The organism is Pseudoalteromonas sp. OFAV1 (assembly GCF_021532595.1).
Classification (GTDB): domain Bacteria; phylum Pseudomonadota; class Gammaproteobacteria; order Enterobacterales; family Alteromonadaceae; genus Pseudoalteromonas; species Pseudoalteromonas lipolytica_C.
Window position 1 is genome coordinate 11,924 of record NZ_JAKGBG010000010.1, and the last position, 16,211, is coordinate 28,134.

The following is a 16,211-nucleotide window of genomic DNA, read 5'->3' on the forward strand; positions in this document are numbered from 1 at the left end:
GAAACCGACATGACTGACCAAATTGCTGTATTTACTAACGTCGGTGAGCGTACCAATGTAACTGGCTCGGCTAAGTTTAAGCGCTTGATCATGGAAGAAGATTACGAGACCGCTCTCGATGTTGCCCGTGAACAAGTAGAAAATGGCGCGCAAGTGATTGATATCAATATGGATGAAGCCATGTTGGACTCAAAAGCGGCGATGGTAAAGTTTTTAAACTTAATTGCCTCAGAGCCTGATATCTCAAAAGTACCTATCATGGTCGACTCATCGAAATGGGATGTGATTGAAGCTGGCTTAAAGTGTATTCAAGGCAAAGCCATTGTTAACTCAATTTCACTAAAAGAAGGTGAAGAGCCATTCATCCGCCAAGCTAAACTAATTAAGCGCTTTGGCGCTGCTGCGGTTGTAATGGCGTTTGATGAAAAAGGGCAAGCTGAAACTGCTGATCGTAAGTTCGAGATTTGTCAGCGAAGCTACAAAATACTCGTTGATGATATTGGCTTTCCACCAGAAGACATTATTTTTGACCCGAACATTTTTGCTGTTGCAACGGGCATTGAAGAGCACGATAACTACGCTGTTGAGTTTATCGAAGGTACACGTCGAATCAAGCAAGGCTTACCGCATTGTAAAGTGTCGGGTGGTGTATCGAATGTGTCGTTTTCGTTCCGCGGCAACAACCCAGTGCGTGAAGCTATTCACTCAGTGTTTTTATACCACGCGATTAAAGCGGGTATGGATATGGGCATTGTAAATGCTGGTCAATTAGCGGTTTACGACGATATCCCCGAAGAGCTGCGAAAAGCTGTAGAAGATGTGATCCTCAATACCGACCCAGGTGCTGGTGAGCGACTTGTTGAACTTGCACCAAAATACTCAGGTATGGCGCAAGCAGAGAAAGTAGAAGATTTAGAGTGGCGTACTTGGCCTGTTGAAAAGCGCCTTGAACATGCGTTAGTAAAAGGCATTACCGAGTATATAGACGAAGATACTGAAGAGTGCCGTAAGAGCAAAGCTAAGCCTATCGAAGTGATTGAAGGCCCGCTGATGGACGGCATGAACGTAGTAGGCGACTTATTCGGTGCAGGTAAAATGTTCTTACCTCAGGTTGTTAAATCTGCTCGTGTAATGAAACGCGCCGTTGCCTATCTTGATCCTTTCATTGAAGCAGAAAAAGAAGAGGGCGCAACCAACGGTAAAGTGGTTATGGCAACCGTTAAGGGCGACGTACACGACATTGGTAAGAATATCGTAGGCGTTGTACTGCAGTGTAATAACTACGAGGTTATCGACCTTGGTGTAATGGTGCCGGCAGAGAAAATCTTGCAAACAGCCATTGACGAAAAAGCCGACATTATTGGATTATCAGGGCTGATTACCCCATCGCTTGATGAAATGGTGCATGTTGCCAAAGAAATGACCCGTCGTGGTTTTGAATTACCGCTTTTGATTGGTGGTGCAACAACGTCAAAAGCGCATACCGCGGTTAAAATTGAACCTCAGTATGATAAAGGTGTGGTTTACGTAAATAACGCCAGCCGTGCTGTGGGTGTGGTTTCTAATTTACTGTCGAAAGAGTTAAAGCCAGCATTTTTAGAGAAAACCAAGACTGAGTATGAAAAAGTACGTGAACAACAAGCACGTAAAAAGCCGCGCTCAAAACCAGTTACTTTACAGCGTGCTCGTGACAACGCAGTAAAACTTGATTGGGACAACTACACACCACCTGTGCCGAAAAAGCTAGGTGTGACTGAATTTAAAGATGTTTCGATTGCGACGTTAAGACAGTACATCGACTGGACACCTTATTTCATGACGTGGTCAATCGCTGGTAAGTATCCACGTATTCTTGAAGATGAAATTGTGGGTGAACAGGCTAAAAGCTTATTCGCAGATGCTAATGCAATGCTTGATGAGCTTGAGCAATCAGGTGCGCTACAACCTCTTGGTGTAATTGGTTTATTCCCAGCAAACCGAGTAGGGGATGACATTGAGATTTACACCGATGAGTCGCGTACAACGCTTTTAACTACATCGTGTCATTTACGTCAGCAAACTGAAAAAACCGACTTTGCTAACTACTGCTTAGCCGATTATATCGCGCCAAAAGGCATCCCTGATTACTTTGGTGCTTTTGCGGTAACTGGTGGTCTTGAAGAGGATGACCTTGCCGATGCCTTCGATGCCAAGCAAGATGATTACAATAAGATCATGGTTAAAGCCGTTGCTGACCGTTTAGCAGAAGCGTTTGCTGAATATTTGCATGAACAAGTGCGTAAAGAATATTGGGGCTATGCGGTAGATGAAAATCTATCGAATGATGAACTTATTCGTGAAAACTACCAAGGTATTCGCCCAGCGCCAGGTTATCCTGCCTGTCCTGAGCATACCGAGAAGAAGAAAATCTGGCAGTTACTTGATACCGAACAGCGTATTGGCATGAAACTAACCAGTTCATACGCAATGTGGCCGGGTGCTGCAGTTTCTGGTTGGTATTTCTCTCACCCTGAAGCGAAATACTACGCAGTGGCGCAAATTCAAAAAGATCAGGTTGAAGATTACGCTAAGCGTACCAACATGACACTTGCTGAAGCTGAGCGTTGGTTGTCGCCTAATTTGGGCTATGAGCCAGAATAATAACCTTTAGTTTAAATTAAAAACGAGCCTCAAATGGCTCGTTTTTTTATGCCCATTTTGTTCATACTTTTTTCTTTTTAATTGCTTTAGTACTGGCAAATTCCTTCTAATTTAAATATTTGTGTTAAAGTTATTGAGGTTGAGCAAGGAATCTAAGGTGAAATTGTGATTGATACTGTGAATGCAAGCGAGAGAGATAAAGCGCGATTCTTACGCGTATTTGCATTTATTGGTGCAGTGACCTCTTTGTTGATGTCGGTCACAAGTTATCAAGATGGCTACATCGCATTAAGTTATTTATTAATTGTTGGCGTTGTTATTTTTGCTTTGCCTTTTTTAATAAAGGGGCGTGATCAATTTATTTCAGTACTCATGCTGTACGCACTTTATGCAATGATGTGCTTCTTAACTGTCTCGGGTGGCAGTAATGGCACAGGGCCGTTATGGCTATTTATTGTATCTCCCGTGACCTTTTTTATTCGTGGCTTAAAGCGCGGAGCGTTCGATCTTATCCTGCTTGCCATTATTATTTCAGTGCTTTTCTATTTTACCGATCAATTTGGTTATTACAGTTATTCGAGTCATTACTTTCCAACACGGGTCATGCTGTGCTTCTCTATTTTATGTATTTTGGGTGGCTTCTACGAATATTACCGCAACAAATACAGTTTAGAGTTAATGAAGCAACTTAAAATTAATCAAAAGCTTGCACGCTATGATGCAATGACTGAACTTGTAAATCGTCGTTTTGCAACTGAGTGCTTACAAGATAAACGCTTTGGCGAAGGGGCTGTGTTCTTGCTGATGGATGTTGATAACTTTAAACAAATCAACGACACCTATGGTCATCAAGTAGGCGATGAGGTGCTAATATTTTTCGCTGATGTATTTAATAAAGTGTGCACAGAAGAAGATGTCATTTCCCGTTGGGGCGGCGAAGAGTTTTTAATTGTTATTCCTGCGGGGAATGAACAACGGGCCTACCAAGTTGCAGACAACATTCATAAAAAGCTCGCTGAAAAGCCATTCACTAGTGGTCAGCATCGTTTTCATGTCACCTTAAGTATTGGCTTATACCAACGCGTGCCAGATGAGAGTGTTGATCACTGCTTAAACATTGCTGATAAGCGACTTTACCGTGCTAAATCGCAAGGTAAAAATCAAACGGTTGCTGAAGTTGATTTAGCAAAGCACGAGCCTGCTTGATAAATAAAGCCGCAATTAGCGGCTTTATTTATTGCTCAAATTAATGGCTTTTTTCAAAGTCGCTGACTTCACGCTCAGCTTCTTCTTTCGATTTACCGTATTTTTGCTGGATTTTACCAATAAGCTCTTTACGGCTACCCTCAATCACATCTAAATCACCATCAGTAAGTTCGCCCCATTTACGTTGCGCTTTACCTTTAAGTTCTTTCCAATTACCTTCTAAACGATCGCTGTTCATCATAATCTCCTTACTTTGTTAAACATTCGTGTTAGTAAGAGCAATCGTTATGCCACTCTAACAGTGTAAATAACTAATTGATATTATTGGTTTTTAATTTTTTGTGTTAGGTGGTGGAGTTATCTAATTGCAATTTGTACCTGTTTAAAGGTTGAAGCGTGTAATTATTTCATGCAATTTAAGGCTACTCATCCCTGCCTGTAATTTTTTGATACAATGCGCGAAAAGAAAGTAAGAGATACCTAACGTGCTGCCAGTTGAAGATATTTATCAATCCCTGTTAACAACATTACAGAGTAACCCTATGGCCTTATTGCAAGCGCCACCGGGAGCGGGTAAATCAACATGGCTACCTCTTACCTTAATGCGCGAAGGGCACTTTAAACGCATTGTTATGTTAGAGCCAAGACGACTCGCCGCACGCAATATTGCTCAGTACTTGGCAAGTCAGCAAAATGAAAAAGTTGGCGACAGTGTCGGCTTACGTATTCGTGGCGAATCAAAAGTTAGTTCTGCAACTAAGCTTGAAATTGTCACCGAAGGCATGCTGACGCGTATGTTGCAAAATGATCCAGAGCTTAGTGATGTTGATTTACTTATATTTGATGAATTTCATGAGCGCTCAATTGCTGCTGATACGGCTTTGGCATTTGCCCTTGAAACACAAGCAGCACTTCGCGATGATTTAAAAATCTTACTGATGTCGGCAACCTTAGACGGCGAGCGTTACAGTGAGTTTTTTAGCTGTCCTATCATCTCATCACAAGGGCGAAGCTACCCCATTGATGAAGTTTACATTCCACTTAAAGACGAAAGCCGCTGGCTCGATGACATACCTGCAGTTATAAAACAGGCGCTTAGTGAGCAAACGGGCAGTGCTTTAGTATTCTTACCAGGGCAGCGTGAAATCATACGGGTTCAGCAGTCTCTAAACGATTTAGGTGATAATGTTGAGATATTTAGCTTGTATGGTGAGCAAAATAAAAATGAGCAACAAGCTGCTATTGCGCCTGCTAAAAATGGCAAACGTAAAGTGGTATTAACCACCAATGTGGCTGAAACCAGTTTGACCATTGAAGGAATACGCATTGTGGTTGATAGCGGTAAACGTCGTGCTGCCAGTTTTAATTTAAAAACGGGTGTGACAGAGCTTGTTACGCAAAGTATCTCTCGTTCTTCAGCCATACAGCGCGCTGGTCGTGCTGGGCGCATTGAGCCGGGGGTTGTGTATCGGTTAGGCTCTAAGCAAACTTTTGAGCGCCGTAACAGCCATGATGCGCCAGAAATTTTGACCAGTGATATTAGTCAGTTGTTATTAGAGGCAAAGCAGTGGGGGGCATCACTTGCTGAGCTTAGCTTACTCGACCCACCTAGTAGCCAGCAGATTAAACAAGCAACGGCACTTTTAAAAATGCTCGAAGCCATTGATGAAAATGAAAAGCTTACTTCGCTTGGCAGCCAAATGCTGAGCTATGGAGCCGATATTCGCCTCTCGCATATGCTCATTAAGGCAAAGCAACTAGAGCAGCGCATGCCTGGTATTTATGTATTAGCGGGGTATTTAACGGCACTGCTTGAAAGCCGAATTAGTATGCCAGCTGATCTTAATTTGGCATTGCATAGCCAGCACAGCAAACCTCACCCAGTATTTAAGCAGCAATTAAATTATTGGCTATCACGCTTGCAACTCAAACCGGTTAATGAGCTTAAAACAGAGTACTTGTCGCTGCTGGTGGCGCTTGCTTTTCCTGACCGCCTAGCCAAAAAGCGCGGGAATGGTTATTTACTTGCCAACGGTGCGGGCGCCGACTTAAGCGAGGAGTTTTGGCATAACGATGATTATATTGCCATTGCGCATATGGGCGGCCACAAGGGAAACCGTGTTTTTGCTGCTGTTGCCTTTATGCCAAGTGAGCTTGAAGATGAGCTTTCGCATTTATTTACTGAGCAAACTCGCTGCGAATACGATGAAAAAGCAGGGCGATTTGTCCATCAAGATGAGCTTAAGCTCGGTGCTATCACCATAGCGAGTCAGCCAAGTAAACAGCCACTAGATAAGAGCGAGCGCACTAAAGCGTGGTTAAATTTATTTAGTAAGCAGGGCTTTTCGCTATTTAATGATCAGCCTGACAGTGAGCAGTTACTTATTCGAATGATCTTGGCAAGTAAGCTGTTACCAGAATCATTCCCACTTTTAAATCATGATGAATTAATTGCCGATAACCAATGGCTTGCACCTTATTTGGATGATATTAAAAACCTTGAGCAATTAAAAAAGTTCAATTACAACGAAGCAATTAAAAGCTGTTTTGATTGGCAGCAGCAAAGCCTATTGAATGAACACCTGCCCTTACGATTAACTGTGCCAAGTGGTTCAAATGTAAAAGTGACCTATCAGCTCGATGGCCCAGCAAAGCTCAGTGTGCGCATGCAAGAAGTGTATGGCATGACCAGCACGCCTTTGCTGGCTCAAGGTAAACTGCCATTATTAATGGAGCTATTATCACCAGCGCGGCGACCGCTGCAGCTAACCCAAGACTTAGCTAACTTTTGGCAAACGAGTTACCGCGATGTGCAAAAAGAAATGAAAGGGCGTTATCCAAAACATTTTTGGCCAGACGACCCCGCAACTAGTCAAGCGACTAATAAAGTAAAAAGTAAGATGTGATTTTAATGAAGTAAGTGATTAAGTTTGCAGTACTTTGGGTTGGTCTTAAGCGATTGCTTCCAACCCTTTTTGCTCTGCCAGAGTGAGCATTTTCAATGCTGCTCCTCTTGGTGAGCTATCACCTTGCTCCCATTTTTTAACTAACTTGTCACTGACATTTAAGTATTGAGCAAAGACCGGTTGAGAGAGATTGTACTTCAGTCTTAAATTACGAACTTGTTCGGGGGTAAATTCATGAACATTTGTAAGGCACAATGCGTCAAATTTACGCATCGTCGTTTTGTCTATAACTCCAGACTTTTTTAATCCACTCGCTGTTTTGTGAACTGACTTTAATATGTCACTCATGATCATCACCTACAATTAAAAGTTCGCCATCATCGACTAGTTGCTCAAGTTCACTTTGGGAAAAACGAATAAACTCTTTTGCTAACTCTTTTAATGCTAATTTTTCTTTAGCGTTTATGTTAGCTCTAGCGTTTTTAGCAAATGCATAGAGAAAGAAATATTTATCACCAATTACCGCCCCGACAATAGTTCTATAACCAGCTCTTTTTCCTTTACTGCCCATGGCTACGCGCTTTTTATAGACATTACCACCTAGGTCTGCATCGTAAAGGCCTGCTGACATCTCTCTGCAAGCGTTTATTAAATCAGCATCAGACAGGCTTTCTTTTTTCGTGCGCGAAACAAAATCCTTTGTTTTATAAATCATAGTATACTCCGTTAGGGTACACTTTCAATGTTTCACTCAGTAGCCAATCAATGATAATGAGGTTTTCATTGGTGTCCCTCTAATGTTGATAGCAGAAGTAATGGGTGATTACCAGCTATCTATCTGAGCAAAACCAATACGAATAAAATAAACCGTTACAATTTCAAGCCTTGTTTTGGTTTCTCTTTTGTTGGTTGTTTAGTAGTCTGAATTAGTAATTAGTAAAAAAGAGAAAGTCGGTGTCTGCAGCTATTACCCTTGCTCAATACGTTAAAAAACGCACAGGTGTGCCCCTTGGGCATAAAGATTCGTTGCGCAATATGCTGACACGTTCTCTAGGTGCTAGCTCGTTTTATCTGTTTTGGCGATATTGGAATCCGGTGTGGAGCTATTATTTATCTCGGTATGTAATGAAGCCTTGCAATGACATTATGCCGGTTTGGTGTGCGGTTGTTGTGACCTTTGCTGTAAGCGGTGCGCTGCACGATTTAGCAGTGAGTTTAGTGAAGTTAAAGCCAATATTCTTTTTTACTCCTTGGTTTACTGTGATGGGCGTGTTGGTTTTAGTAAGCAAGTACAGCCAACTCCAGTTTAGCTCTGCTCCATGGTTGTTAAGAGCGCTCGCCAACATCAGCTTTATTGTATTGAGCTATTGGTTGACGAGCCACCTTTTTTAGCGCGTTACTGCGTTGCTAAAGGGTAGTCAGTGTAGCCTTTAGCACCGCCTCCAAATAAGGTATCTGGATCATGCTTCGCAAGTTCAATGCCTTGTTCAATACGAGCTGGCAGATCTGGGTTTGCAACAAACGGGCGACCAAAACCTATCAAATCAGCCCAGCCTGCGGCTAGTGCTTGCTCTGCTTTATCGCCAGTGTATTTGCCTGCATAAATCATTAATCCAGCATAGTTTTCACGTAGCGCTTGCTTAAAACTTTGCTCCATTAAAGGCGCATCATCCCAATCAGCTTCAGCAATGTGCAGGTAAGCAACGTTGAGTTCATTGAGTACTTTTGCTGCGCCAATATAGGTTTCAAATGGGTTATCATCGACCGTACCATTGAGGGTTGTGAGTGGAGCAAGGCGAACGCCAACACGTTTAGCGCCAATTTCATCACAAACCGCTTGTGTCACTTGTTGTAAAAAGCGTAAGCGATTTTCTAAACTGCCGCCGTATTCATCAGTGCGTTGGTTCGACTCTGAATCAATAAATTGATTAATTAAGTAACCATTGGCAGCGTGAAGTTCAATACCATCAAACCCTGCATCAACTGCATTACGGGCAGCTTGGCGATATTCGTTTATAACGTGTTTGATATCGTCATGGCTCATTGCGCGTGGCTGTGCTGTGGCAACAAAGTCGGGTTTGTCATCTTCATCAATAAAAACTTTTACGTCTTTAGCTGCAATAGCAGATGGCGCGATTGGTTGCTCGCCACCTGTGTTACTTGGGTGAGACACTCGGCCAACATGCCAAAGCTGAGCGAACATAATGCCACCAGCTTGATGAACTTTGTCGGTTACTTTCTTCCAACCTGCAATTTGCTCGGCAGTATAAATACCCGGTGTCCAAGCATAACCCTTACCTAGGGCTGATATTTGTGTGCCTTCGCTGATAATTAAGCCGGCGCTGGCACGCTGGGCATAGTAGTCGGCCATTAACTCATTGGCGATATCACCCGGTTGTGATGAGCGAGAGCGGGTCATCGGTGGCATAACAATGCGGTTTTTTAATGTATGACCGGCAAGTTGTACGGTATCGAATAATTTGTTCATTACGGCTCCTTGAAAGCGAATATGCTTTCAGCATAACGAAAATCATTTATGAAATTAATGCCACTAATCACAAAATACTTTTGTTAAAAGTGCAAAAAACTAAAGCGTTAACCTGGGTGCTATAAAGTCTAAAAACGCTAATACTCGTGATGACACACCGCTGTTTTGGTAATACACCGCATGCACTTTTTCGCGGCGATTAGGGCTCAGTACCTCGCCTTCAAGCACTTTTACTAAACGGCCTGCTTTTAAATCTTCGTTGATCATAAATTCCGACAACAAGGTAATACCATGACCTTTAATACAAAGCTGGCGTACAGTTTCACCACTTGATGCACTGATTGAAAATTTAAGGTCTAAAGGCGTGGTTAGCGGCCAGTGATTTAAATGCGGCGCATCGGTAAAACCAATAAGCTGGTGCGAGGCTAAGTCGGTTAGCTCATTTAATGGTGGCGCCGCTTTTAAATAATCAGGGCTGGCAACGAGCTGTAGTTTGCTAACTCCTAAAGTGCGCGCATGCAAGTTTGAGTCAGCGAGTTCGCCAATACGAATAGCAATATCGGTTTTATGCTCAAGCAAATCGATAATGTTGTCGTGGCTGGTGATCTCGAGTTTTATATCAGGATAAGTTTGGTTAAAGGCTTTTAAATGTGGCGCTAATTGATGAAACACAAAGGGGCTTGCGGCATCGACTCTTAATTTTCCTGATGGCGCACAGTGCAGAAGCTTTAAGGCCTCTTCGCCTTGTGCGAGCTGACTCAGTGCTTCTCTAGCATAACCTAAAAATAACTGACCTTCTTCGGTTAGCTCAATGCGCCTTGTAGTGCGGTTGAATAAGGTAACGTTTAATGATTTTTCGAGCCGAGTTACTGCCCGTGATATTTTTGCTACTTGCTCATCTAATGCATTGGCTGCACTTGAGAACCCGCCGGTATCAACCACGCTAATAAATGCTTCTAAATCTTGGGTGTTGGAGATCACGCTCATGGTTTTACCTTTTCGTTTTTGACAAAAGTATTTTGTCACTACTGCTATTTTTTGCAAATTTAATTTTAGCCACAATAGCCGCACTTTCAAAATTAAACAGAGGATATGTGATGCCAATAGCATTACTTGCGTTAACTCTCAGTGCGTTTGCCATAGGCACCACTGAGTTTGTGATTGTCGGCTTAGTGCCAACCATCGCTGATGATTTAGCGGTTTCGTTACCGAGTGCCGGGCTACTTGTTAGCTTGTACGCATTAGGGGTTGCGGTGGGGGCGCCAGTATTAACCGCGCTTACCGGACGCTGGAATCGAAAACATGTATTACTTAGCTTAATGAGCCTATTTGTAATCGGTAATTTACTGGCTTGGCAAGCACCTAGTTATGGTAGCTTGATCACCGCAAGGATTCTAACAGGCCTTGCTCATGGGGTGTTTTTCTCAATTGGTTCAACGATCGCTACTGGGCTTGTCAGTAAAGATAAAGAAGCTAGTGCCATTGCGATTATGTTTACCGGTTTAACGGTTGCATTAGTAACCGGTGTGCCATTAGGGACTTGGATTGGTCAGCACTTTGGTTGGCGAGCGACCTTTTTAGTAGTGTCTTTACTGGGATTAATTGCACTTGTTGGTAGCGCGTTTTTAATTCCGAGCAACTTAAAGCAAAGTAAACCGGCTACTTTGGGTGAGCAGCTAAAAGTAATGGTGCAACCTAGGCTTTTACTGGTGTATTTGATGACCATACTTGGTTATGGCGGCACATTTACTGCTTTTACCTATTTAGCGCCCATTTTAGAGCAGCAAACTGGATTTGCATCAGCCACTATTAGCTTAATCATGCTGGTATATGGGGTATCGGTTGCTGTTGGTAACATCTACGGCGGTAAGTTAGCCGATAAAAAAGGCCCCATTAGTGCGCTGACTATTATCTTTAGTGCTTTGAGTATTGTGCTGTTGGTGCTGACCTTTACCATGCAATCTAAAGTCACTGCGGTACTGACCATACTTGTATGGGGGGCATTTGCGTTTGGTAATGTGCCTGGGCTGCAAGTTTATGTGGTTAAACTTGCCGAAAAGTTTACACCCAATGCCGTCGATGTGGCCTCTGGGTTAAACATTGCTGCGTTTAATATCGGTATTGCGCTGGGCTCAGTGTTAGGTGGCATTGTCGTGGAAAACTATTCACTGCAAGACACTGCTTGGATTGGCGCTATCATCAGTTTAGCTGCGTTAATTGCAACTCGTTACAGCGGTTATTTAGATAAACGCGAGATCATAAAGCCACAAACAGCTTAAAACTAAATTGTTGATAGTTCGGTGCTTTGTCGTTATTTTAGGTTTGTAGTTTGATTATTAGTCATTAACTAAAACCACAAGGAATAACGATGAAGCCCCTTTATTTTCTAGCTATTTGCTTGCTAAGCACATTTAGCAGCCAAGCAAAGCAAGCTAACCCAGAGCTCACAGCATTAGCACAGCAGTACTTTAATACCATGGTTGCAACACAAGCACCTAATGCGACTAAAAAAGAGTTAGAAGCTTTTTTAGCTTTATTAACTGACGATGTAGCAAATCAACACTTACCTTATCAAACCGATGATTCAAGAGAACCAGATGGTAAAGCCATGATGCGTAAAGGCATGACTTTTTACCTTGGTGCGCACACTGAATACCAAGCAAATTTACTCGATACCTTTATTTTTAATGATTCTGCCATTGCCTTACGTTATACCCATCATGCTAAAGGTATACACCCGCAAAACCAGCAAGAAATTGAATACACGCAAACCATTATGGATGTGCTCGAAATAGAAGATGGCAAAATAGCGGTTATTCGTAAATACCACGAATGAACTTTGCTTAACTTTTTGCCTAACATGAGCGCTTTTATAAGCGCTTTTTTATTAAAAATACCCCCGCAATAAATTTTCTATTTTTTCCGCATTTCAGCCTAAATTAATACTTTTTAGGCTTTATTTTGAATAAATTTAAAACTTTTTTATATATCGAATAATAAACGTAAGAACAGTGGGTTAGCTTAATTTACGAGTGTAGCTTTGCGGCTGTTTACAATTTGTCAACCTTGAATTGCCATGCTGATTACCTTAACCTTTATTTTAATTGAACGTTCAATCAATAAAAAATTATGCCGAAAGTTGGAATGGAACCTGTTCGTCGTCAGCAGTTAATTGACGCCACAATAGAGTCGGTTGCAGAGCTTGGTTTGCAAGGCACCACCATAAATAGCATTAGTAAAAAGGCTGGCTTATCGTCTGGCATTATCAGTCATTATTTTGGTGGCAAGCAGGGCTTAATTGAAGCCACTGTGCGTTATTTATTGACGAGTTTAAAGCAAGCACTTTTGAATCAAGTAACGCCGCACACTAGCCCAGAGCAACGATTAATGTTTATCGTTGAAGCAAACTTTTCGCGCATTCAGCAGCAAAGCAATAACACCAAAACTTGGTTGAGCTTTTGGGCGCATTCAATGCACGACGCCCAGTTGCATCGCTTACAAAACGTAAATAGTAAACGTTTATTTAGTAATTTATTAAGCTCATTCAAACAGTTAATGAGCGATAGCGATGCCAACTTAGCTGCTGAGTTAAGTGCAGCCATGATCGATGGTTTATGGCTAAGAGCCGTATTAAGTAAGTCAGACCATGATCAATTCGAACATTGTGAGCAATTAGTAAAAGACTACATTCGTTCACTGATAAAACAGTATGGAGCCTAAAATGACCACACCTGTTTACGAAAATTTTATAAATGGCCACTTTTTGAAAAATCAAACTGGCGATACTTTTGCAGTAAAGAACCCTGCAACAGATGAAGTAATTTATCACGTTGAAATCGCCGATGAGTTTATTCAAAACGCGGCAATCGAAAGCGCAAAACAAGGCTTTGCAGCGTGGTCTGCAATGACGCCAATTGAGCGTAGCCGCATTTTATTAAAAGCCGTGGCAATCTTACGCGAACGTAATGATGAACTGGCAAAAGTTGAAGTACTTGATACGGGTAAGCCATGGCAAGAAGCTGAGTGTGTTGATGTTGAAACTGGCGCCGATGTAATTGAGTATTTTGCTGGTCTTGCGCCTGCACAAGTGGGTCAGCAACAAATGGTTGGCAATGACTTTTACTACACACGTAAAGAGCCTCTTGGTATTTGTGCCGGTATTGGTGCATGGAACTACCCTCTGCAAATTGCTTGTTGGAAATCAGGCCCGGCACTGGCTGCGGGTAATGCGGTTATTTTCAAACCTTCAGAAGAAACACCACTTGGCGCAATTAAACTTGCAGAGATTTTCATCGAAGCGGGTGTACCTGCTGGCGTATTTAACGTTGTGCAAGGCGCTGCTGAAGTAGGGCAATGGTTAACAGCAAACCCAAATATTGAAAAAGTGTCGTTCACTGGTGAAGTGGGCACAGGCAAAAAAGTGATGGCAAGCGCTGCTGGTTCACTTAAAGATGTGACCATGGAGCTTGGCGGTAAGTCACCGTTATTAGTATTTGATGATGCCGATGTATCACAAGCTGTTAGTGCGGCAATGTTAGGTAATTTTTATACGCAAGGTGAAATCTGCACTAACTGTACGCGCATTTATGTGCACAAAAATGTTTATCAGCAGTTTATTGATGAGCTGAAAACACGCACTGAGCAAAATATTATTGCTGGCGACCCAATGGATCCTGAGGTGAATTTAGGGGCGCTTATCTCTAAAAAGCATCAAGAGCTTGTACTTGGCTATATCGATAAAGGTATTCAAGAAGGCGCAACCTTGCTAACCGGCGGTAAGGCATTGTCACCTGCATCTGCACCAAACGGTTACTTTGTGGAGCCGACCGTTTTTGTCGACTGTAAAGACGACATGACCATAGTTAAAGAAGAGATCTTTGGCCCAGTAATGAGTGTGTTGGTGTTTGATGATGAAGATGACGTTATTCAGCGTGCAAACGATACCCACCTAGGCTTAGCCGCAGGCGTGTTCACTAAAGATATTCAGCGCGCACACCGCGTGATCCATCAATTACAAGCCGGTATTTGTTGGATAAACAGCTATGGTAATTCACCTGCTGAAATGCCTGTAGGTGGTTACAAGCAATCAGGTATTGGCCGTGAAAACGGTATCGAAACTTTAGATCACTATACCCAAACTAAATCGATTTATGTGGGTATGAGCAATATAGAGAGTCCATTTTAATGAGTACACAGAACTATGATTACATCATAGTCGGTGCTGGCTCAGCAGGCTGCGTGTTGGCAAACCGACTATCAGCAGACCCTTCGAATAAGGTGTTATTACTTGAAACGGGTGGTAGCGATAAAAGCATTTTTATAAAGATGCCTACCGCGCTATCAATCCCAATGAATACTGACAAATATGCATGGCAATTTCATACCGAGCCAGAGCCATATTTAGATAACCGTCAAATGCACTGCCCACGAGGTAAGGTGTTAGGTGGCTCATCATCGATTAACGGCATGGTGTATGTACGTGGTCATGCCAAAGATTTTGATGAGTGGCAGCAACATGGTGCTAATGGCTGGGATTACCAAGCTTGTTTACCGTATTTTAAACGTGCTGAATCATTCTATTTAGGTGGTAACAACTACCGTGGCGATAACGGCCCATTAGGGGTTAATAACGGTAATGAAATGGCTAACCCGCTTTATAAAGCCTTTATCAAAGCGGGCCAACAAGCAGGTTATGCGCATACTGATGACTACAATGCAGCCCAGCAAGAAGGTTTTGGGCCAATGCATATGACAGTTAAAGACGGTGTAAGAAGCTCAGCCAGCCGTGAGTATTTAGACCCAGTTAAGTCACGTAAAAACCTAACGCTAGTCACCGGTGCCTTAGCTGAAAAAGTATTGCTAGAAGGCAAAAAAGCCGTTGGTGTTGAGTATTCAGTATCTGGCTCTAAGCAGCAAGCATTTGCAGCTAAAGACGTTATTTTAAGTGCGGGTCCAATTGGGTCACCGCATATTCTGCAACTATCAGGTATTGGTGATAAAGACATCCTGAGCGAAGCGGGTGTTGAGGTTAAACATCACTTACCAGGTGTTGGCCAAAACTTACAAGATCACTTGGAGTTTTATTTCCAATATAAGTGTAAGCAACCAATTACTTTAAACGGCAAGTTAGATCTTGTTTCAAAAGGACTAATTGGTGCTCGTTGGCTATTAAACCGCTCTGGTTTAGGGGCAACGAATCACTTTGAATCATGTGCATTTATTCGTTCAAAACCGGGCGTTGAATGGCCAGATATTCAGTATCACTTTTTACCAGCTGCAATTCGTTACGACGGTAAAAGTGCCTTTGATGGTCATGGTTTCCAAGTTCATGTTGGGCATAACAAACCAAAAAGCCGTGGTGCGGTGACAATTAAGTCGGCGGATCCACAGGTTGCGCCTAAGATCCAATTTAACTACTTACAGCATAAAGATGACATTGAAGGCTTTAGAGCTTGCGTACGTCTAACTCGTGAGATTATTGAACAGCGTGCGTTTGATGAGTACCGCGATGATGAAATTCAACCAGGTAAAGATGTTCAAAGCGATGAAGAAATCGATGCTTTTGTTCGTCAAGCGGTTGAGAGTGCTTACCATCCGTCATGTTCGTGCAAGATGGGTGAAGACGAGATGGCCGTGGTTAACTCGCAAACTCAAGTACACGGTATCGAAGGTTTACGGGTTGTGGATTCATCTATCTTCCCAACCGTTCCAAACGGTAATTTAAATGCGCCAACCATTATGGTGGCAGAAAAAGCGGCGGACCACATTTTAGGTAAGCCTTTGTTATCGGCATCAACTGCAGATGTTGCTATGGAAAAACAATGGCAATCAACGCAGCGTAGTTCGGAGATCTAATAAGGCCACCCGCAGTTTCGACTGTGGGGCTTGGAGTGGCGCGCATCACGAGTTGTTTGTGGTGCGTTAATGCGAGGAATAAAATGGGAGAAACAATGAAGTATTATTACTTATTT

14 protein-coding genes are annotated in these 16,211 nt (G+C 42.6%); 9 read left to right on the forward strand and 5 right to left on the reverse strand.

From position 1 onward, the window contains the following. The first annotated feature begins 9 nt into the window (after positions 1-9). On the forward strand, positions 10-2,640 hold the full coding sequence (gene metH, locus L1267_RS07750) for a methionine synthase (RefSeq protein WP_235382512.1): 2,631 nt from the start codon (positions 10-12) through the stop codon (positions 2,638-2,640). Positions 2,641-2,805: 165 nt separating this feature from the next. Next, positions 2,806-3,846, forward strand: a complete 1,041-nt coding sequence (locus L1267_RS23750; protein ID WP_138557292.1) for a GGDEF domain-containing protein — start codon at positions 2,806-2,808, stop codon at positions 3,844-3,846. 40 nt (positions 3,847-3,886) lie between these two features. Here the strand turns inward: L1267_RS23750 and L1267_RS07760 are convergent, their stop codons facing one another. Next, on the reverse strand, positions 3,887-4,084 hold the full coding sequence (locus L1267_RS07760) for a CsbD family protein (RefSeq protein ID WP_138557322.1): 198 nt from the start codon (positions 4,082-4,084) through the stop codon (positions 3,887-3,889). Positions 4,085-4,331: 247 nt separating this feature from the next. On the opposite strand from L1267_RS07760, the gene hrpB reads away from it, so the two are divergent. Continuing rightward, entirely contained in the window at positions 4,332-6,752 is a 2,421-nt protein-coding gene (gene hrpB, locus L1267_RS07765; RefSeq protein WP_235382513.1) for an ATP-dependent helicase HrpB, read from the forward strand. 45 nt (positions 6,753-6,797) lie between these two features. Here the strand turns inward: hrpB and L1267_RS07770 are convergent, their stop codons facing one another. Next, positions 6,798-7,100: a helix-turn-helix domain-containing protein gene (locus tag L1267_RS07770; protein ID WP_135923757.1), complete on the reverse strand. Its 303-nt coding sequence runs from the start codon at positions 7,098-7,100 to the stop codon at positions 6,798-6,800. Continuing rightward, positions 7,093-7,467, reverse strand: coding sequence for a type II toxin-antitoxin system RelE/ParE family toxin (locus L1267_RS07775; RefSeq protein ID WP_199527258.1), 375 nt, complete (start codon positions 7,465-7,467; stop codon positions 7,093-7,095). The genes L1267_RS07770 and L1267_RS07775 overlap by 8 nt, the downstream gene beginning before the upstream one ends. A gap of 239 nt (positions 7,468-7,706) precedes the next feature. Between L1267_RS07775 and L1267_RS07780 the strand changes: the two genes are divergently transcribed. Next, on the forward strand, positions 7,707-8,144 hold the full coding sequence (locus L1267_RS07780) for an MBOAT family O-acyltransferase (protein WP_235382514.1): 438 nt from the start codon (positions 7,707-7,709) through the stop codon (positions 8,142-8,144). 4 nt (positions 8,145-8,148) lie between these two features. Here L1267_RS07780 and L1267_RS07785 read toward each other — a convergent pair whose 3' ends face one another. Then, entirely contained in the window at positions 8,149-9,240 is a 1,092-nt protein-coding gene (locus tag L1267_RS07785; protein ID WP_235382515.1) for an alkene reductase, read from the reverse strand. Positions 9,241-9,339: 99 nt separating this feature from the next. Further along, on the reverse strand, positions 9,340-10,227 hold the full coding sequence (locus tag L1267_RS07790) for a LysR substrate-binding domain-containing protein (RefSeq protein ID WP_235382516.1): 888 nt from the start codon (positions 10,225-10,227) through the stop codon (positions 9,340-9,342). Positions 10,228-10,337: 110 nt separating this feature from the next. On the opposite strand from L1267_RS07790, the gene L1267_RS07795 reads away from it, so the two are divergent. The 5 genes from L1267_RS07795 to betA all read left to right on the forward strand — a co-directional run bounded on the left by L1267_RS07795 (position 10,338) and on the right by betA (position 16,095). After that, the gene (locus tag L1267_RS07795; RefSeq protein ID WP_235382517.1) at positions 10,338-11,519 is read left to right on the forward strand and encodes an MFS transporter; all 1,182 of its coding nucleotides are present in this window, start codon (positions 10,338-10,340) and stop codon (positions 11,517-11,519) included. An 89-nt stretch (positions 11,520-11,608) separates the two neighbouring features. Then, positions 11,609-12,076 carry a nuclear transport factor 2 family protein gene (locus L1267_RS07800; RefSeq protein WP_105181405.1) on the forward strand — a complete coding sequence of 156 codons (468 nt, stop codon included), beginning with the start codon at positions 11,609-11,611 and terminating at the stop codon, positions 12,074-12,076. Positions 12,077-12,369: 293 nt separating this feature from the next. Next, entirely contained in the window at positions 12,370-12,960 is a 591-nt protein-coding gene (gene betI / locus L1267_RS07805; RefSeq protein WP_138557299.1) for a transcriptional regulator BetI, read from the forward strand. 1 nt (position 12,961) lies between these two features. After that, positions 12,962-14,425: a betaine-aldehyde dehydrogenase gene (gene betB, locus L1267_RS07810; protein WP_054554308.1), complete on the forward strand. Its 1,464-nt coding sequence runs from the start codon at positions 12,962-12,964 to the stop codon at positions 14,423-14,425. Further along, positions 14,425-16,095, forward strand: a complete 1,671-nt coding sequence (gene betA / locus L1267_RS07815; RefSeq protein WP_235382518.1) for a choline dehydrogenase — start codon at positions 14,425-14,427, stop codon at positions 16,093-16,095. The genes betB and betA overlap by 1 nt, the downstream gene beginning before the upstream one ends. Positions 16,096-16,211 lie beyond the last annotated feature (116 nt).

Excerpts from the sequence above, each read along its gene's own strand:
- metH (WP_235382512.1), top strand. The coding sequence starts at position 10 with ATGACTGACCAAATTGCTGTATTTACTAACGTCGGTGAGCGTACCAAT.
- L1267_RS07760 (WP_138557322.1), bottom strand. The coding sequence starts at position 4,084 with ATGAACAGCGATCGTTTAGAAGGTAATTGGAAAGAACTTAAAGGTAAA.
- L1267_RS07770 (WP_135923757.1), bottom strand. The coding sequence starts at position 7,100 with ATGAGTGACATATTAAAGTCAGTTCACAAAACAGCGAGTGGATTAAAA.
- L1267_RS07775 (WP_199527258.1), bottom strand. The coding sequence starts at position 7,467 with ATGATTTATAAAACAAAGGATTTTGTTTCGCGCACGAAAAAAGAAAGC.
- L1267_RS07785 (WP_235382515.1), bottom strand. The coding sequence starts at position 9,240 with ATGAACAAATTATTCGATACCGTACAACTTGCCGGTCATACATTAAAA.
- L1267_RS07790 (WP_235382516.1), bottom strand. The coding sequence starts at position 10,227 with ATGAGCGTGATCTCCAACACCCAAGATTTAGAAGCATTTATTAGCGTG.
- L1267_RS07795 (WP_235382517.1), top strand. The coding sequence starts at position 10,338 with ATGCCAATAGCATTACTTGCGTTAACTCTCAGTGCGTTTGCCATAGGC.
- L1267_RS07800 (WP_105181405.1), top strand. The coding sequence starts at position 11,609 with ATGAAGCCCCTTTATTTTCTAGCTATTTGCTTGCTAAGCACATTTAGC.
- betI (WP_138557299.1), top strand. The coding sequence starts at position 12,370 with ATGCCGAAAGTTGGAATGGAACCTGTTCGTCGTCAGCAGTTAATTGAC.
- betB (WP_054554308.1), top strand. The coding sequence starts at position 12,962 with ATGACCACACCTGTTTACGAAAATTTTATAAATGGCCACTTTTTGAAA.
- betA (WP_235382518.1), top strand. The coding sequence starts at position 14,425 with ATGAGTACACAGAACTATGATTACATCATAGTCGGTGCTGGCTCAGCA.